The sequence below is a fragment of the Aliirhizobium wenxiniae genome (assembly GCF_019511445.1).
GTDB lineage: Bacteria > Pseudomonadota > Alphaproteobacteria > Rhizobiales > Rhizobiaceae > Neorhizobium > Neorhizobium wenxiniae_A.
This window is the reverse complement of sequence record NZ_JAEUAN010000013.1, coordinates 76,255-90,917: the sequence shown is the minus strand read 5'-3', so window position 1 is coordinate 90,917 and position 14,663 is coordinate 76,255. Positions and strand designations below refer to the sequence as shown.

Sequence of the window (14,663 nt, the reverse complement as noted above, 5' to 3'; positions counted from 1 at the left end):
CAGAAATGCAAGATGTGAGCCATGCTTTCGTAGCGTCCAATCTTGGATATACGATCGACGGTGTCGAGATCCTGTCGAATGTGAGCCTCAACTTTCCATCGGGAGAGATGGCTGCACTCGTGGGGCACAACGGTTCGGGAAAGTCCAGCCTTCTGAAGATCCTCGCTCGGCAACTCTCTCCAACGTCCGGATCGGTTCTCCATGAAGGGCGCGATCTCAAGAGTTATCACAATCGGTCTTTTGCCCGCTCAGTGGCCTATCTCCCCCAGGATTTGAGTGCCGGATCGGACATGACAATCCGCGAGCTGGTAAGCTGTGGGCGTTATCCCTGGCATGGCGCTCTCGGCCGCTTTTCGGATCTGGATCGTGACAAGGTAGAGGCCGCCATCCTGGCGACCCATCTCGAAGCCTTTGCTGACCGTGTGGTCGGTACGCTTTCCGGGGGCGAGCGCCAACGCGCATGGATCGCAATGCTGATCGCTCAGGATGCACGCTGTTTGTTGCTCGACGAGCCGACTGCTGCGCTCGACATTGCGCATCAGGTCGAGGTGCTCTCGCTTGTCAGGCGTCTGGCGCATGAGGCAGGCATAAGTGTCGTTATCGTTCTACACGACATCAATATGGCGGCTCGTTTCTGCGACCGAATTCATGCACTTAAAAGCGGGCGGGTTGTCGCCAGCGACAAGCCTGAAGCGATTCTTGTGCCGGACAGGCTGCGTTCCATCTATGGGATAAATATGGCTGTCGTTACAGCGCCGGACCTATCCTATCGGCTGGCTTACCCTTTGTAATGGTTTGCGATGGCTTGACCAGCGTCGTCGGTTAGCAGATGCCATCTGCGTTCGCGTTCAGCTTCAGATCCCAGCAAGACCTAAATAGCGTCGAAGGTTACGGCGTCAGCTTCCCTTTACAAAGCGATAGGATGTTCCCTTGCGTTCTGCGTAGCCAATACCCGGATAGGCCCAGTGGTAGCCAAGCATCTTAAAGCGTTCGGTCGCGGCGCGGTCCAAGAGTGCCTGCCGGTTTCGCAGTGCAAGATCCTGATCGGTGTCGAAACCGAAATGCCATGCGGGATGCTCGAAGAATATCACGTCGCTCGTGCAGGCATCGCCTGTCACCAAAAGGTTTCCGTCTCCTGCCAGCTCGATCGATATGTGACCGGGCGTGTGGCCGGGCGTGGAGACGACATGCATTCCAGGGACGATTTCATCGCCGGGTTTGACGATGGTAAGTCTGGTCCCGACCGATGCAAGATCCCGTTGGGCGCCTCTTGCGAAGTCATGCAAGGCGGGCGGCATATGCGCTTCGTAATCCTTATCAGTCCAGAAGGTGAATTCCCTGTCGCCCACGAAATATTCGGCATTGGGGTAAAGGGCTTTACCCTCCGGGGTCGTGGTCGCCCCGGAATGGTCGGGATGCAAGTGCGTGAACACGACCTTTGTGATTGCCTCCGGGCTGATGCCGAGGGTGCGCAGATTGGCAGCCAGCCTGCCGGCGCTCGCCTGAAAATTGATCCCCGCGCCGTTGTCGATCAGGATCAGATCGGAGCCGTGTCTGATCAAGGGAATGTTCGCCGCCACCGGCGCGCCGGTACGATCGCCTCTGAGGCGGCGCAGTATCTGCTCCTGTTCCGGCGGCATGGCGTCCGGCAGCAATATCTCCGCCGGCAATGTCAGATACCCGTCGCTGAGCACTGTGATATCGAATGCCCCATGGGTGAACCGGTGGAAATCCGCAGCGGTTGCGCTGCGTAGGGGCCATGCCACCACTGCTCCCAGGACTGCGCTGCAGATGAGGAAGTCTCGTCTGGCTAATGCAAAACGGTCGGGGCCCTGAACGCGCATCTGTCGATCTCCCTGAAGACTGTGTGGAAGATAGCAGCATGTCCGCCGCAAGACCTGTTTATCGTTGTAAATCCGTTCGATTTACGCAGCTTTGCGGCGGTCCGCTTCATTCGGCGCAACCTTGGAGCTCACTGCCCGTCAACCGCATCGTCCAGTCTTCGACCTCCTGCGTCTGCAGCCTGCGGGCGGCATGAACGCGCCAGTTCTCGGCCAGCGACGTCAGTTCGACCAGCGCCTCCAGCTCGCAGAGATTGAGCGTATCCATGTAAAACAGGTGCCATATGCGGGCGATCGTCCAGTCCGGCGATTGCCGGTCGATGAGCTTCAGCCGGTCGGCAGGGCCGACTTCGCCTTCAGCGAGAACCCGATAGTACCAGCCTGTCCCTCCGGTAAATTGGACCGATTTCGCCATGTCGTTGCGGCCGAACCTCTGGTTCAGTTTCCAGCAGGGCTGCCGACCCTGACTTACCTCGATCGTTGCTGTCCCGAGTTCGAAAACGTCGCCTATGGCGATATCGCCTTCGGTCAGGCCGCGTGTCGAAAGGTTCTCGCCGAAGGCACCCGGCCATCGCAGAAGCTCATGCGCGCCGATATCTTCCGCCCATGTCGCATAGTGGTCGAATGGGTAGTGGTGGACTGCCTTTTCGGGACCACCATGGCGCACCATGTCGCCCTGTTCGTCACCGGCAAGCCCGTTTCGCGTAAGCCGGATTGTCGATCGCACGCTCGTTTTTACGATGCCGCTCGGCACTTCACGCGGCCCGAGTGGCGCAACTTTTCCCGTCATGAGGTCTTCCAACGCAAAACTATCCATGATCGCGCTCAAGTTGTTCCAGCCATTCCGTCATCATTGCCACAGCCGCCACCCGCAGGCTCGCGGCGAATGTCTCGCCATCCTTTCGAAGCGCCACGCGATCGATTTCTGCGGCGGAAAGTTCAGCCGCATGCCCCACAAGCCATTGCTCCAGACGATCCGCGGTCTCGACCTCCGGATGAAACTGCAGGCCGAGAATATTTGCACCTTTTGAAAACGCCTGCTGGCTGAACAACGGTGTGGAGGCCAGATTTCGGGCTCCTTTCGGCAGGTCGTAGGGATCGCCGTGCCAATGCAGCACATCGACACCTGCAAGATGACGCAAGGGGCCGGCAAGGGCTTCATCCGACAGATGGAGTTTGGAAAAGCCGATCTCCTTCCGGCCGGAAGGATAAACGTTCGCTCCAAGTGCCGAGGCGATGAATTGTACGCCGAGACAGATGCCCAGCGTCGGCAGTCGCTCTTCCAGCCGGCGTCTGATGAATTCCCGTTCGATAGCAACAAACGGATAGATATCATCCTCATAGGCACCGATCGGCCCGCCGAGAATGACCAGCAGATCCGGTGCCAGCGGATCATCCTGACAGAAGTTCGCATCGGTGATGTCGCTGTAGCGGATGTCATAACCAGCATCTGCAAGCGGCGTTGCGAAACTGCCGAGATCTTCGAAATGAAGGTGGCGGAGAATAAGGGCTGTCTTGTTTGCCATGGATCAGGCCACGCTGGCTGCAGGTTTTGCTATCTCGCAACGACCATCGAGGCAGTTCCGATCATCATCATTATCATCATCTGTCGCCATAGCCGACGACAGGCTTGGGATCTGCTCGGCAAGAGCCATGGCAATGCGCGCTCCAACGGCAATGTCATCTTCGACACCGAAGACGTGGTGGCGGATTGTGCCATCCCTGCCGATCAGAATGGAAGAGGGTGTGCCGCGCAGGCCGAAGCGCTGCATGGTGATCGGCGTTGTCGAGCGCTCGTCCGCCAGATCAACGCCGACCGGATGCTTGATGCGGTACTCGTGCAGAAAGGCCTTGAGTGTCACCGGTGACATGGCGGCGTGATGCTCGAACACGGTATGTATGCCGATGATCTGCAGGTCGGTTTCGGCAAAGACGCGTTCGATCTTCTGCACCTGCGGGATCGATTGCGCCACGCAGCCGGGGCAGAGGAGCTGAAAACTGTGCAGAAGCACCGGGCGTCCGCGTAACCCTGCCAATGTGAGAGGGGCCGGCGTATTGAACCACTCGCTGATAGCAAGCTCCGGAGCCGGGATTTGCTTTGGAAAATCCATTGCCATGTTCCTTTCGGGATGGTCGGGCTGCAAGGGGACGCAGCCCGACCGCCAGGTGCTGCTTTACGCGGCGGCACGTGTGAGCTTCACACCTGGAAAGTCGACCGGAACGTCCAGCGCGACATTGAGGTAGTTGGTGAACAGGTTGAGTGCGATATGCGCGAGGATCTCGACGATTTCCTCATCGTCGAAGCCTGCCTTGCGCAGGTCGGCTACATCCTCGGCGGCGATATCCGCCCGGTTCTCGACAACCTTGATGGCGAAGCCAAGCGCTGCCTGTGTCCGCGGGTCTGCCGATCTGCCGGCCTGCGCTTCGGACATCTCGGCGGCGGTGGCTCCCGCCTTGCGGCCGAGACCCGTATGCGCGGCGAGGCAATAATTGCAGTTGTTGCGGTCGGCGATGGCGACCGCGATCTGCTCGCCGAGCTTGGCTCCGAGGCGTCCGCCGCCAAGCGCGCCGAACGAACCCCACATGCTGGCAAGAGCTGCGGGCGAATTGGCGGCCGCCTTGAACATATTCGGCACCATGCCGAAAGCGGCCTTGATCTCACTGAGCTTTTCGGCCGTGGCGCCGGTTGCATTCGATGGTTCTATAAGGGTAATCCTAGACATGTTCTTTCCTTTCAATGCCTGGAGGGGAGGAATTGTCGGTTCGGTGATGGCAGTCGCCGAACCGGCGCTTGGTTACTCGGCCGGCATGACCTTGCCGGGCAGACTGAGATTTCCGGATGCGACCTTGAAAACATTGCTGACGCATAAGAGCGGCGCATGCAGATTGCCGTTCACCTTGAGACCGGCTGTAACGCCGTCATAGGATGCACCGACAATTCCGCCGATCAGCGGCAACGGAATTTCGACATCGACGCGGTCGCCCTTGAACTCGGTCGGATATTCCGGGCTGTCGATCAGGAGCGGCACGCCCGGCCATGTCGCGGGAACCTTCGGTTTTGCACCTTCCGGAATGTCGATGACCTTCAGTCCGCCGCCGCAAGCCTTGTCCTGCGCCAGCACGACCCAATGAGGATGCCAGATATGGCGGTTCTTGCCGCCATTGGCCGCATCGTCGAAATCCGGGTGGAAGGTGACGGCGAGTGCTACAATGCCCTGTTTCTCATCAAAGCCGATTGCCCCGCTGTCGAGACTGGTCGGCCAGACATAGGCATAGACGCTCGATCCCTCGAACTTGCCCGTCGCATCGGGCTTGTCCTTGCCGGCTTCGCCGCGCACGCGGGTGGAGAAGATGGCGGTTTCGCCCTTCGTCGTTATTGTCGTTTCGATGATGTCGAACGGCGCCTGTACCGCATCACTCGGTTCCGCCTTGATGGAATGCGCGGATGCGGCAGTAAGCCATAGCGATGCCGTTCCGGCGATGAGCGCGCCGGTTGCAATTTTCCCCAAGATGGACAATCTCCTTTCTTCCGTTGCCTGGAGGGTGTCGCCTATCCTTTTTCGAAGGCGGTCCAGGTGGCAGCCCGGAACGCCGGATCGGCGATCTCATGTTCGCGGCAATCGATGCGGAGTTCCCGCTGGCCGAATGCTGCGTCTACGAAATGACAGTGATGCGGCGTTGCCGCATCGGAATGGACATTCGGCGCGAAATACCGACAGCTGACACACATGCGCTGGATCGGGATCGCATCGTTTTCCTGCAGGTGCCTGATCATCTTGACGAGATTGACCAGCAGTTCTTCCTGTTCCTGATCGGCCAGCGCGCCAACGGTATTCTGTGCCGCCCCGGGAGTGCTGTCCTCCTCGAGGATCGCAACTCCCTTCTGTGCGATCACGACCTTGACTGTGCGCCTGTCGGCTGCGTCGCTGGTCTTCGTCACAAGTTCCTTGCGCTCGAGCGCCGCGATGGAATCCGTTGCCGTCGGTTGGGAGACGCCGAGATTGGCAGCGATTTCCTTGACGGTCAGCCCGTCTTGTCTGCCTTGCAGCAATTCGAGGATGGACAGTTGCGTCGGGTTGAGGCCGAATGCCTTTGCCCGGTTCCAATCCTCATTGCGCATGACCGTCGCGATCCGGGAAAGGCCTTCCCGGATGCGATGATTGACTGACCCTGCATTTCGCGTCGTTTCCATAGGAGTAAATATATATAGGACTCCTAATTTAATCAAGAGGCAGGCGATGAAATCTATTGTTTTGTCGGCGGGGCTCCTATCCCGCTACCCGATACGGAACCGTGAGGCTGTTCCGGATTATGGGAATGGGTCGCCCGTTCGACGGTGGCCGGTCCGGTAAAAGCTTGCGGGCCGTAAAAGGCGAGGTGCAGTCCCCAATAGCTGGTGGCGAAAATGACGAGTGCCGCCGCTATGCCGCCGGGGATCGCTGGCAGGTGGATTTTCAACGACGGCAACACGCGAGTGATCCGGCATTGGTCGCAGGCGACGGCCACGAGAATGGCCATGATCAGCCCGTGCCCGATCAGGTCGATCCGGCCGAAGGGCCAGACGGCGGCCGTGAAGATCACGATCAACGCGATGGCCGAGAGCCGCCTGATCAGAGGCGTCCAAAGAAGGCCGAAGCCCATGGTGAATTCGGCGACGCCGGCCATCGGAATGAAGACGTCACGCGGCATGCCGAATGTCAGGAACGGCTTTTCCTCGATGAGTGGGTAGAACCAGTCGGGATAGGCAAATTTCTCCAGGCTCGACCACATCAGTGCAATCGCCAGCCCCCAGCGCAGGATCTCGAACCGATGCGACCGCAGAGCCTCGTTCTTCGACGGTTCGATGATGAGATAGGCAGCCACACCGGCACCGAGCGCCAGGTAATCGAAGAGATGGAAGAGATCGTATTCGCGGATGGCGAGCAGCCAGAGCGCCAGAATGCCGATGCCAGCAAGCGGCATCGTCCTGCGGGAAAAGATGCAGGCCGCGATTACCAGTTGCAGCCAGGATACCCATTCGGCAGGCGTCCGGAGATCCGGCGTCAGATAAACGCCACCGACGGAGAATATCGCAACGAAGAAGGCACCGACCGTCCGCGTATATAGTCGTCCAGTCTTCGATACAGCGCACCGGTGCTGCGGTCGAGACCATCGTGGACGCGATCTCCGAGAGGGCTGATTTCCACGAGGCGCGTCAGTACGAAAAAGAGAATGACCAGAAGAATACCGATCCAGAACCATGGGTTCGCCAGAACGGACGATATCGGCTGCGGCGGCGCGCCGACGATATAGGGCGCGAACCATTTGACATGCGCCTGTGCGGGTGCGGCTTCGAGAAACGCAAGGCAGATCAAGGCGCCGGTTGCGCCGCGTTGCAACGACATTGTCATATCCCCCTATCGAGCCAATCGTCTGGCTTTCGTTACCCCATAGCGTTCCGCAGCGTGTTTCAGGGACAGGTGAGGCGCGAGCGAATGCCTTGCGTCTTCGAGTGTCTCCCACAGCCGGGCGTCCGCGAGAGATGGGATCGTGACGATCTCACCCTGATCGAAACCGGCGAGTGCGGCACTCACCATTTCCTCCGCATCCATCATCATCTCGTCGGGAATGATGTTGATGTCGATCCCGGCGCGACCGAAGATTTCGGTCCGCGTGAAGCCCGGCAATACCGCCTGTATCCTGACGCCATGCGGCTCAAGCTCGACCGCCATGGCCTGTGTGAGGGCAAGCACGAAAGCCTTGCTGGCGACATAGCTTGGATTGAAGCGTTCCGGCATCAGCGCGACAACGGAGGCGATGTTGATAATTCCGCCCTGACCGCGCGCAACGAATGCTTTCGCGGCAGCGACCGTCAGCAGGTGCAGGGCATCAACATTCAGGTAGACCATGCCTGCAAGGCCGGCTGTTTCGGATGCAAGCACCTTGCCGCTTGGTCCTATGCCTGCGCAATTGACGAGGAGACGCAAACTGGCGTCATACGATAGCATGGATGAAACGTACTCCAGATCGGCGGGCTCGGAGAGATCTGCCGGCAATGCCTGAACCGTCACGCCATGATCCGCCGAGAGCTTTTCGGCAAGCCGGTCCAGCCGGTCGCGATCTCGCGCGATAAGCTTCAGGTCATAACCTCGCTGCGCGAGCTTCTCTGCATAGACGGTACCGATCCCCGAGGATGCCCCGGTAACAAGAGCTGTTCCGATCGTCATCTCATCGCTCCCTATTCTGCTGCCTGATGAATTGGCAGTCCGAGCGCTGCCGCAACGCCTGCGCCATAGCGTTGATCTGCCCGCATGCAGTTGGCGATATGGCGTTGCTTGATGTGAAGTTCGGCATCGCCAATGCTGCGCGCGGTATTTTCAAACAGTTGCCGCTGTTGTTCCGGCGACATCAGTCTGAACAGAGCTCCCGGTTGCTCGTAGTGATCGTCTTCCAGACGATGGTCGAAATGGGGCGCGTAGTCGCCGATCGGAAGCGGCGGCTCCATCAGGCCAGGCTGTGTTTCCCACTCCGAATAGGAGTTGGGGAAATAGTGAAGCGTGGAGCCGGCATTGCCGTCCGTGCGCATCGCGCCATCGCGGTGAAACGAGTGAAATGGACATTTCGGCGCGTTGACCGGAATATGATTGAAGTTGACGCCGAGGCGATATCGCTGGGCGTCGCCATAGGAAAACAATCTCGCCTGCAGCATCCGATCCGGCGAGAAGCTGATACCGGGGACAATGTTTGCGGGGCTGAATGCTGCCTGCTCCACTTCGGCGAAGACGTTTTCCGGGTTTCGATTAAGTTCCAGCACGCGACCTCGATCAGGGGATAATCGCCATGCGGCCACACCTTCGTCAGGTCGAAGGGATTGTGCTTGTGCGCGCGGGCCTGCTCCTCGCTCATGACCTGGACGCAGAGTGTCCAGCGCGGAAAGTCGCCCGCCTCAAGAGCCTCGTAAAGGTCGCGCTGGTGGCTTTCGCGATCATTGCCGATGACGTCCGCGGCTTCACCGTCCGTCAGATTGTGGATACCCTGCTGACAGCGGAAATGAAATTTTACCCATACACGTTCGTTTGCCTCGTTGATGAGGCTGAATGTGTGAGAGCCGAAACCGTGCATGGTGCGATAGGACTTCGGTGTGCCTCTATCGCTCATCACGATTGTGACCTGATGCAGCGCCTCTGGCAGCAAACTCCAGAAATCCCAATTGTTATTGGCACTACGCATGCCTGTCCGAGGGTCTCTTTTGACGGCGTGATTGAGATCCGGAAAACGCAGCGGATCACGGAAAAAGAAGACAGGCGTATTGTTGCCGACGATGTCCCAGTTTCCTTCCTCGGTGTAGAACTTGACCGCGAAACCGCGGATGTCCCGCTCGGCGTCAGCCGCACCGCGCTCTCCGGCAACCGTGGAAAAACGAACAAATACAAGGGTTTTCTTGTCAATCGCATTGAAGAGTGACGCCTTGCTGAAGCGCGTGATGTCCGAGGTTACCGTGAATGTCCCGTAGGCGCCGGAGCCTTTGGCATGCATGCGTCGCTCGGTAATGACCTCTCGGTCGAAATGCGCGAGCTTCTCGATAAGCCAGATATCCTGGAGAAGGGCAGGGCCGCGTGTTCCTGCAGTCTGAATGTTCAGGTTATCGACAACAGGTGCGCCATTGGCATGGGTGAGCTTGTCATTCATGTCAGTCTCCCTGAGGCGTTTCAGGCAGGTGCGCTTCGGCGTACCTGCCTTGTGGTTCTTTAACTCTGGATGAAGGCAAGCAGGTCCGGGTTGACGATTTCGGGATGCGTGGTGCAAAGCCCATGCGGCAGGCCGGCATAGGTCTTCAGCGTGCCGTTCTTAAGAAGCTTGACCGATAGCGGAGCGGAGTCCGCATAAGGAACGATCTGGTCGTCGTCACCATGCATAACGAGCGTCGGCACGGTGATCGCCTTCAGGTCTTCGGTGAAATCCGTTTCGGAGAAAGCCTTGATGCAGTCGTAATGGGCCTTTGCCCCGCCTGCCATGCCCTGGCGCCACCAGTTTTCGATAACGCCCTGGCTAATCTTTGCTCCGGGCCTGTTGAACCCGTAAAAAGGACCCGTCGGGATATCGAGGAAGAACTGGGCGCGGTTCGCCACCAGCGCGGCACGGAAGCCATCGAAAACCTCGATCGGCAGACCGCCGGGGTTCTTATCCGATTTGACCATGATCGGCGGCACCGCGCCGATGAGCACCGCCTTGGCAACACGGCCGGGCTTCGCACGCGCCACATAATGCGCAACCTCGCCGCCACCCGTGGAATGGCCGATATGAACGGCGTTCTTGAGGTCGAGCGCATCGGTAAGGGCCGCAACGTCGGCTGCGTAAGTGTCCATCTCGTTGCCGGTCCATGTCTGGGTGGAGCGGCCATGTCCCCGCCGGTCATGGGCGATGACGCGATATCCCTTGTCGAGGAAATACATCATCTGGGCGTCCCAGTCGTCGGCGCTGAGCGGCCAGCCGTGATGGAAAACGATCGGTTGGGCGTCTTTCGATCCCCAGTCCTTGTAGTAGATTTCGGTGGCGTCCTCGGTCTTTACAAATGACATGGTCTGTTCCCTCGGTGGGTTGGCGGAAGATTGGGTGGCTGAGTTGGAATGCCTGGGTAGTGCGACAATGGCTAAGGCTGCTCCACCGCTCACGATGATCTGGCGGCGGGTTGACCCGGCCATATGACTGATCGTGGCACTCGAGTTCATGGCATCCTCCACAGGGCGTGCTGACCGGGACAGACTGGGAGACTTGCGTGCGAATGGCGAGTAAAGCGTCGTAAATCGATGCAAACGGCATCCTGATTTTGTTCGCTAGAAACGCGCGTCCCCGTGGCGCTCGCCAACTATTCGCAGCAATGCGTGAGCGGCTACCAGAGGCGTGTCACCGGCATCTCCGATGATCAGCAACCCGTTTCCGGCACCCAATGGGGTCAGATCGAGCGCCCGGCCCGGGATAATGACGACAGGTTTTCCGCGTTGCAGGAAGGAGGCAATGAAAGTTGGCGGCCCGGCTTGGCTTGCGTCCCAGATCCTGCCGGAAATTCCGATGCAGAAGGCCGCATCGAAGTCCTCGACGGCGATCTGCTCGAAAAAGAGGGTATCGGCGAGCTCGTCACGCGCCGTCCTGTCTTGGAGGAACCGGTGGATGGCGGGATCCTGGGAAGTTTTTCCTTTAAGATCGAGAAACGCGGGCGGCTCGCCGGCAAGCGTCGTGAGCACGACTTCAGCGCCGAAATCCTTGAAAAGGTAGTAGGCCGGTGCGAGCTGGCTTAGTGTAATCGGTGCATCGGCCTCCGTCGCGCATCCGGTGGAGGCAAGGATGACCAAAAAGCGGATTGGCTCTATTCCGTCCATGGCGCTCTCCGTTGGAGGAGAATAATGCCAAGCCGCGCATTCGCCTTCGAGTTTAATGTTGTAAATCTACGAAAACGAACCGGCAGTATCGCGCGGGAGCCTTCGTTCGCTGTTGCCGAAAGATTGCCGGCTGGTTTCTTCTGCTCCTGGCCAAGCGGTTTCGGCCTTGATTTCTGCCTCGACCATGTCCCGCTCGATCCGTGCCATCAGGCCGGGCGTCTGCGCTTCTCGTGCAGCTATCAAGGCTCCGCGGAAGCTTTCGCATGCGCCGGGAAGATCGCGTCTACTCAGCTGTATTTCGGCCTTCGCTCTCAAAAGCTCCGGCAGGCACCACGCCTCACCGGACAATCCGCATCTCGCCAGTGCGCCATCAAGCGCCGCCAAGGCCTCCTCGCTACGCCCGCCGGCCAAAAGTGCCCGTGCCTCGGTTGTGACGAACATGGATTCGAACAGGATGAAGCCTGCCGCCCGCAGCGCGTGGAGCCCCGACTGCATCTGACGAAGACAGGACTGGATCTCGCCGCTCCGCCGCAGAAGCTCCGCCTCGAAGCACACCGCATATGTCCGCCAGACATCCAGCATAGTGGCCTTGGTATGCTGCTTTAGAAGGGCGATATAGACGGCCGCCAGATTGTCGTCACCTGATGCCAGCGCAAGCGGGCAAGCGGCCTCCGCAAGTGCATTGGTCAAAGACGCGTGGTGCCCGATCGACTGCGCGTATTCAAGCGTCGTGGCCACGTCGTCGAGTGCCTCGGTCTCCCGACCTAAAAACCATCGGCAACGGGACAGGAGAATTTGCGCGGTGACGCGCTGATCGAATTGAAAGCGGACGGCATGACTGGGAGAGGGAAGCGCGTCATAATCCAGAAGCATGGCATTCAGGCATGTTTCTGCCTCGGTATGCCGACCGAGCCAATGATAGGTCGCGCCTTTGATCCTGCGGCCGATGACGACATCTGCGGGATCGGAAGACAGGATGGCGATTTCGGCGAATTTGTCGGTCAGGCAAAGTCCCGTTCGGGGCTGCGCGCGATTGATCGCATCGACCCACAGTCCCCATATGGCTCTAAGGCGGTGATCCACATCCCCGAGCTTTTCCGCGATCAGGGCCGAAGCGCTCCAGGCTTCCGCACCCCGTCCCGGGGTGGCGGCCGCAATGATCTGAGGCCAGCCTAGCGCGGTGTAGAGCTTCATCCTGCTTGCCTCATCGACATCGGGATTGGCATTGAGGAATTCGATCGATGTGGTGACGACCGAGATACATTCGTCGTAAAGCGACAGCTTGAAGAACAGCGGCAAGGCAGCAACGGTCAGCCGGGCACCGAGCAACCTGTCGCCATGACCGGTCAGCGCCCAGTCCAGGCATGAGCGCAGGCCCGGCAAAAGATGACCGAAATCGCGCACGGCCTCCTCTGTGGGCTGGACATGGATTGTGGCCGAGGCTGTATCGAGCAGTTGCCAGAGGTAGCGCGCAAACCGATCCATGGCCGCGTCATATCCTCCTGAGGCCGCGAGTTTTTCCGCTCCATAGATCCGGGTCGTGTCCAACAGGCGGTAGAACTCGTCGGTCGTCGATGTCTCCGCGACGACGAGCGATTTGGCGACGAGTGCGGCAACGAGGTCATAGGCATCGCCGGTCAGGACGGCTGCTGCGGCCGATATGGTGAAACGTCCACGAAAGATCGACAGCTCGTCCAGCCCGCGGCGTTCAGGTTCCGAGAGCAGGAGATAGCTCCAGTCCAGCGCCGCGCGCAGTGTCTGGTGACGCGGCAGCGCGGTTCGCCTTCCCCGGCTGAGAACCCGGAAACAGTCGTTGAGCGATGCCGCCAGGGTCGACAGGCTCATCGACTCAAGCCGGCCTGCTGCAAGCTCGATGGCGAGCGCGATCCCGTCCAACCGCGTGCAGATGTCGATAACCACTGGTGTATCGGCAAGCGTCAGACGATAACCGCCAAGGCAAGCATCGGCGCGTTCCACGAACAGTTGCACTGCAGGGAAGCTCAGTGCGTCCTCGACTTTGGCTTCGGCATTCGGAATTTCAAGAGGCAGCAGCCGATGGACGCGTTCGTCTGCGGCACGAAGCGGCTCCCGGCTGGTCGCCAGGAAGCGGATTTTCGAGGTGCGTTGGAGTACGGTTTCGACGAGTTGGGCAACGTCATCGATGACGTGTTCACAGCCGTCCAGGATGATCGTGGCCTGGCTGTTTTCCAGAGAGGTGCAAATGACAGAAAGCACGTTCTCTGCGCGATATTTTAGGCCAAGGCTCGCGGCAACGGCGGCGGGCACAAGATCTCCCGACGCGAGATCCGAAAATGCAATGCTGATCACTTCTGCGCCGCCGTTTAGCCGCTCGGCGACTGCTCTTGCAACGGTGGATTTTCCGATCCCTCCCGGTCCGGTCACGGTAACCAGTCTGCCTTTCTGCAATTGAGCCAGGATGATCTCTATGTTTTCGCTGCGACCAAATATGTTAGGCCGAGAGCCGCGAAATTCGTCGATATCGGCTTGCGGCATGTCGGGAGCCTGCGAGCTCGCGGAAACCTGGCCGACAAACGCATAGCCTCTGCCCGGAATATTGGCGATGAACCTCGGCTCGCCCTTCGTGTCTCCCAAGGCTTTCCTCAGCGCAGATACATGAACGCGCAAATTCGCTTCATCGACGAATGTGCTCGGCCAGACATGCCTGATGATTTCGTCATTCGTCTTCAGTTCGCCGGGATGCGAGAGCAGCAGAAGAAGGATATCGGTGGCGCGGCTTCCCAAGGGCACGCTTGCACCGTCCCGCTTGAGGTTGCGCCTCGCAGGAGAAATGGAAAACGACTCGAACCGCAGTTCTGCGTCCACCGCAACACCCTTATAAACGTATAAAGCGACCAATTCATTCTTCTAAGCTGATGCAATCTCACGTTAGCACGAGCTGTCGAAGAGGGAAGCAGGTGTTTTTCTTTGATGCTCTCAACGAGAGACTGTTGAAGCATTTGGAATCGTAGACTGTATTTCCTGCTTGTGCGCATATTCTAATCCAAAGTGCTATATGCTGATTTCCGCAGAAAGCCGGTACGAAGTCCTGTCTGGAAATGGTCGCAATGGATGGCGTCCGTGACGTCACTTTATGAGCATGGGTGCAAAAGTTTCCTGGTGCAGGGCTGCTTTTCACTTCACAGACAAGAGGATGGATTGGAGTTATAGTCGAGGTACGCTCGCACCCGGCCGGACGCATCCCGGCATTTATTTGTCAAATACAGAAATCACGTTTGCTTCGCGAGGTGCTTTGCGCCGGTGTGTGGGAAGGACAGGCAATGGTAGCCTCTGAACTGCCGCCAGTCGAACCGGTACGTCCCCGGGGCGAGCCCAACGCACTCACCGAAGTTATGGCAATGCTCGCGCAGAAACTCGACGCCAACGCAGCGTGATTAAAGCCTACGAAAGCCTCTCCACTGCCATCCGCAACAGAACCTTCCGGCTC

Annotated in this window: 14 protein-coding genes and 1 pseudogene; 1 reads left to right on the top strand and 14 read right to left on the bottom strand. The window is 58.9% G+C overall.

The window, feature by feature from the left end:
* The first annotated feature begins 5 nt into the window (after positions 1-5).
* Entirely contained in the window at positions 6-791 is a 786-nt protein-coding gene (locus tag JNB91_RS16900) for an ABC transporter ATP-binding protein (RefSeq protein ID WP_220326757.1), read from the top strand.
* A gap of 105 nt (positions 792-896) precedes the next feature.
* Here the strand turns inward: JNB91_RS16900 and JNB91_RS16895 are convergent, their stop codons facing one another.
* From JNB91_RS16895 to JNB91_RS16835, 14 genes and pseudogenes are all read right to left on the bottom strand, one after another.
* On the bottom strand, positions 897-1,844 hold the full coding sequence (locus tag JNB91_RS16895) for an MBL fold metallo-hydrolase (RefSeq protein ID WP_220326683.1): 948 nt from the start codon (positions 1,842-1,844) through the stop codon (positions 897-899).
* A gap of 106 nt (positions 1,845-1,950) precedes the next feature.
* Positions 1,951-2,658 carry an MOSC domain-containing protein gene (locus JNB91_RS16890; protein ID WP_220326682.1) on the bottom strand — a complete coding sequence of 236 codons (708 nt, stop codon included), beginning with the start codon at positions 2,656-2,658 and terminating at the stop codon, positions 1,951-1,953.
* Positions 2,651-3,367: a glutamine amidotransferase gene (locus tag JNB91_RS16885; RefSeq protein ID WP_220326681.1), complete on the bottom strand. Its 717-nt coding sequence runs from the start codon at positions 3,365-3,367 to the stop codon at positions 2,651-2,653. The genes JNB91_RS16890 and JNB91_RS16885 overlap by 8 nt, the downstream gene beginning before the upstream one ends.
* A 3-nt stretch (positions 3,368-3,370) precedes the next feature.
* Entirely contained in the window at positions 3,371-3,952 is a 582-nt protein-coding gene (locus JNB91_RS16880) for a redoxin family protein (protein ID WP_220326680.1), read from the bottom strand.
* A gap of 63 nt (positions 3,953-4,015) precedes the next feature.
* Positions 4,016-4,564, bottom strand: a complete 549-nt coding sequence (locus JNB91_RS16875) for a carboxymuconolactone decarboxylase family protein (protein WP_220326679.1) — start codon at positions 4,562-4,564, stop codon at positions 4,016-4,018.
* A 72-nt stretch (positions 4,565-4,636) separates the two neighbouring features.
* On the bottom strand, positions 4,637-5,350 hold the full coding sequence (locus JNB91_RS16870) for a hypothetical protein (RefSeq protein ID WP_222857547.1): 714 nt from the start codon (positions 5,348-5,350) through the stop codon (positions 4,637-4,639).
* Positions 5,351-5,391: 41 nt separating this feature from the next.
* A complete protein-coding gene (locus tag JNB91_RS16865) occupies positions 5,392-5,961 on the bottom strand; it encodes a MarR family winged helix-turn-helix transcriptional regulator (protein ID WP_223218221.1) in 570 nt (189 codons plus the stop codon).
* 125 nt (positions 5,962-6,086) lie between these two features.
* Positions 6,087-6,803 carry a MauE/DoxX family redox-associated membrane protein gene (locus tag JNB91_RS16860; RefSeq protein ID WP_223218220.1) on the bottom strand — a complete coding sequence of 239 codons (717 nt, stop codon included), beginning with the start codon at positions 6,801-6,803 and terminating at the stop codon, positions 6,087-6,089.
* Between the two features lie 80 nt (positions 6,804-6,883).
* Positions 6,884-7,225, bottom strand: a complete 342-nt coding sequence (locus tag JNB91_RS30765) for a hypothetical protein (protein WP_223218219.1) — start codon at positions 7,223-7,225, stop codon at positions 6,884-6,886.
* 12 nt (positions 7,226-7,237) lie between these two features.
* A complete protein-coding gene (locus JNB91_RS16855; RefSeq protein WP_220326677.1) occupies positions 7,238-8,047 on the bottom strand; it encodes an SDR family NAD(P)-dependent oxidoreductase in 810 nt (269 codons plus the stop codon).
* Positions 8,048-8,058: 11 nt separating this feature from the next.
* A pseudogene (locus JNB91_RS16850) lies at positions 8,059-9,509 on the bottom strand (catalase).
* Positions 9,510-9,568: 59 nt separating this feature from the next.
* On the bottom strand, positions 9,569-10,399 hold the full coding sequence (locus JNB91_RS16845) for an alpha/beta fold hydrolase (protein ID WP_220326676.1): 831 nt from the start codon (positions 10,397-10,399) through the stop codon (positions 9,569-9,571).
* 255 nt (positions 10,400-10,654) lie between these two features.
* On the bottom strand, positions 10,655-11,197 hold the full coding sequence (locus JNB91_RS16840) for a type 1 glutamine amidotransferase family protein (RefSeq protein WP_220326675.1): 543 nt from the start codon (positions 11,195-11,197) through the stop codon (positions 10,655-10,657).
* Positions 11,198-11,263: 66 nt separating this feature from the next.
* Positions 11,264-14,041, bottom strand: coding sequence for an ATP-binding protein (locus JNB91_RS16835; protein ID WP_220326674.1), 2,778 nt, complete (start codon positions 14,039-14,041; stop codon positions 11,264-11,266).
* Positions 14,042-14,663 lie beyond the last annotated feature (622 nt).

Coding starts and splice junctions, on each gene's coding strand:
- JNB91_RS16900 (WP_220326757.1), top strand. CDS start 6: ATGCAAGATGTGAGCCATGCTTTCGTAGCGTCCAATCTTGGATATACG.
- JNB91_RS16895 (WP_220326683.1), bottom strand. CDS start 1,844: ATGCGCGTTCAGGGCCCCGACCGTTTTGCATTAGCCAGACGAGACTTC.
- JNB91_RS16890 (WP_220326682.1), bottom strand. CDS start 2,658: ATGGATAGTTTTGCGTTGGAAGACCTCATGACGGGAAAAGTTGCGCCA.
- JNB91_RS16885 (WP_220326681.1), bottom strand. CDS start 3,367: ATGGCAAACAAGACAGCCCTTATTCTCCGCCACCTTCATTTCGAAGAT.
- JNB91_RS16880 (WP_220326680.1), bottom strand. CDS start 3,952: ATGGATTTTCCAAAGCAAATCCCGGCTCCGGAGCTTGCTATCAGCGAG.
- JNB91_RS16875 (WP_220326679.1), bottom strand. CDS start 4,564: ATGTCTAGGATTACCCTTATAGAACCATCGAATGCAACCGGCGCCACG.
- JNB91_RS16865 (WP_223218221.1), bottom strand. CDS start 5,961: ATGCGCAATGAGGATTGGAACCGGGCAAAGGCATTCGGCCTCAACCCG.
- JNB91_RS16860 (WP_223218220.1), bottom strand. CDS start 6,803: ATGCCGCTTGCTGGCATCGGCATTCTGGCGCTCTGGCTGCTCGCCATC.
- JNB91_RS30765 (WP_223218219.1), bottom strand. CDS start 7,225: ATGTCGTTGCAACGCGGCGCAACCGGCGCCTTGATCTGCCTTGCGTTT.
- JNB91_RS16855 (WP_220326677.1), bottom strand. CDS start 8,047: ATGACGATCGGAACAGCTCTTGTTACCGGGGCATCCTCGGGGATCGGT.
- JNB91_RS16845 (WP_220326676.1), bottom strand. CDS start 10,399: ATGTCATTTGTAAAGACCGAGGACGCCACCGAAATCTACTACAAGGAC.
- JNB91_RS16840 (WP_220326675.1), bottom strand. CDS start 11,197: ATGGACGGAATAGAGCCAATCCGCTTTTTGGTCATCCTTGCCTCCACC.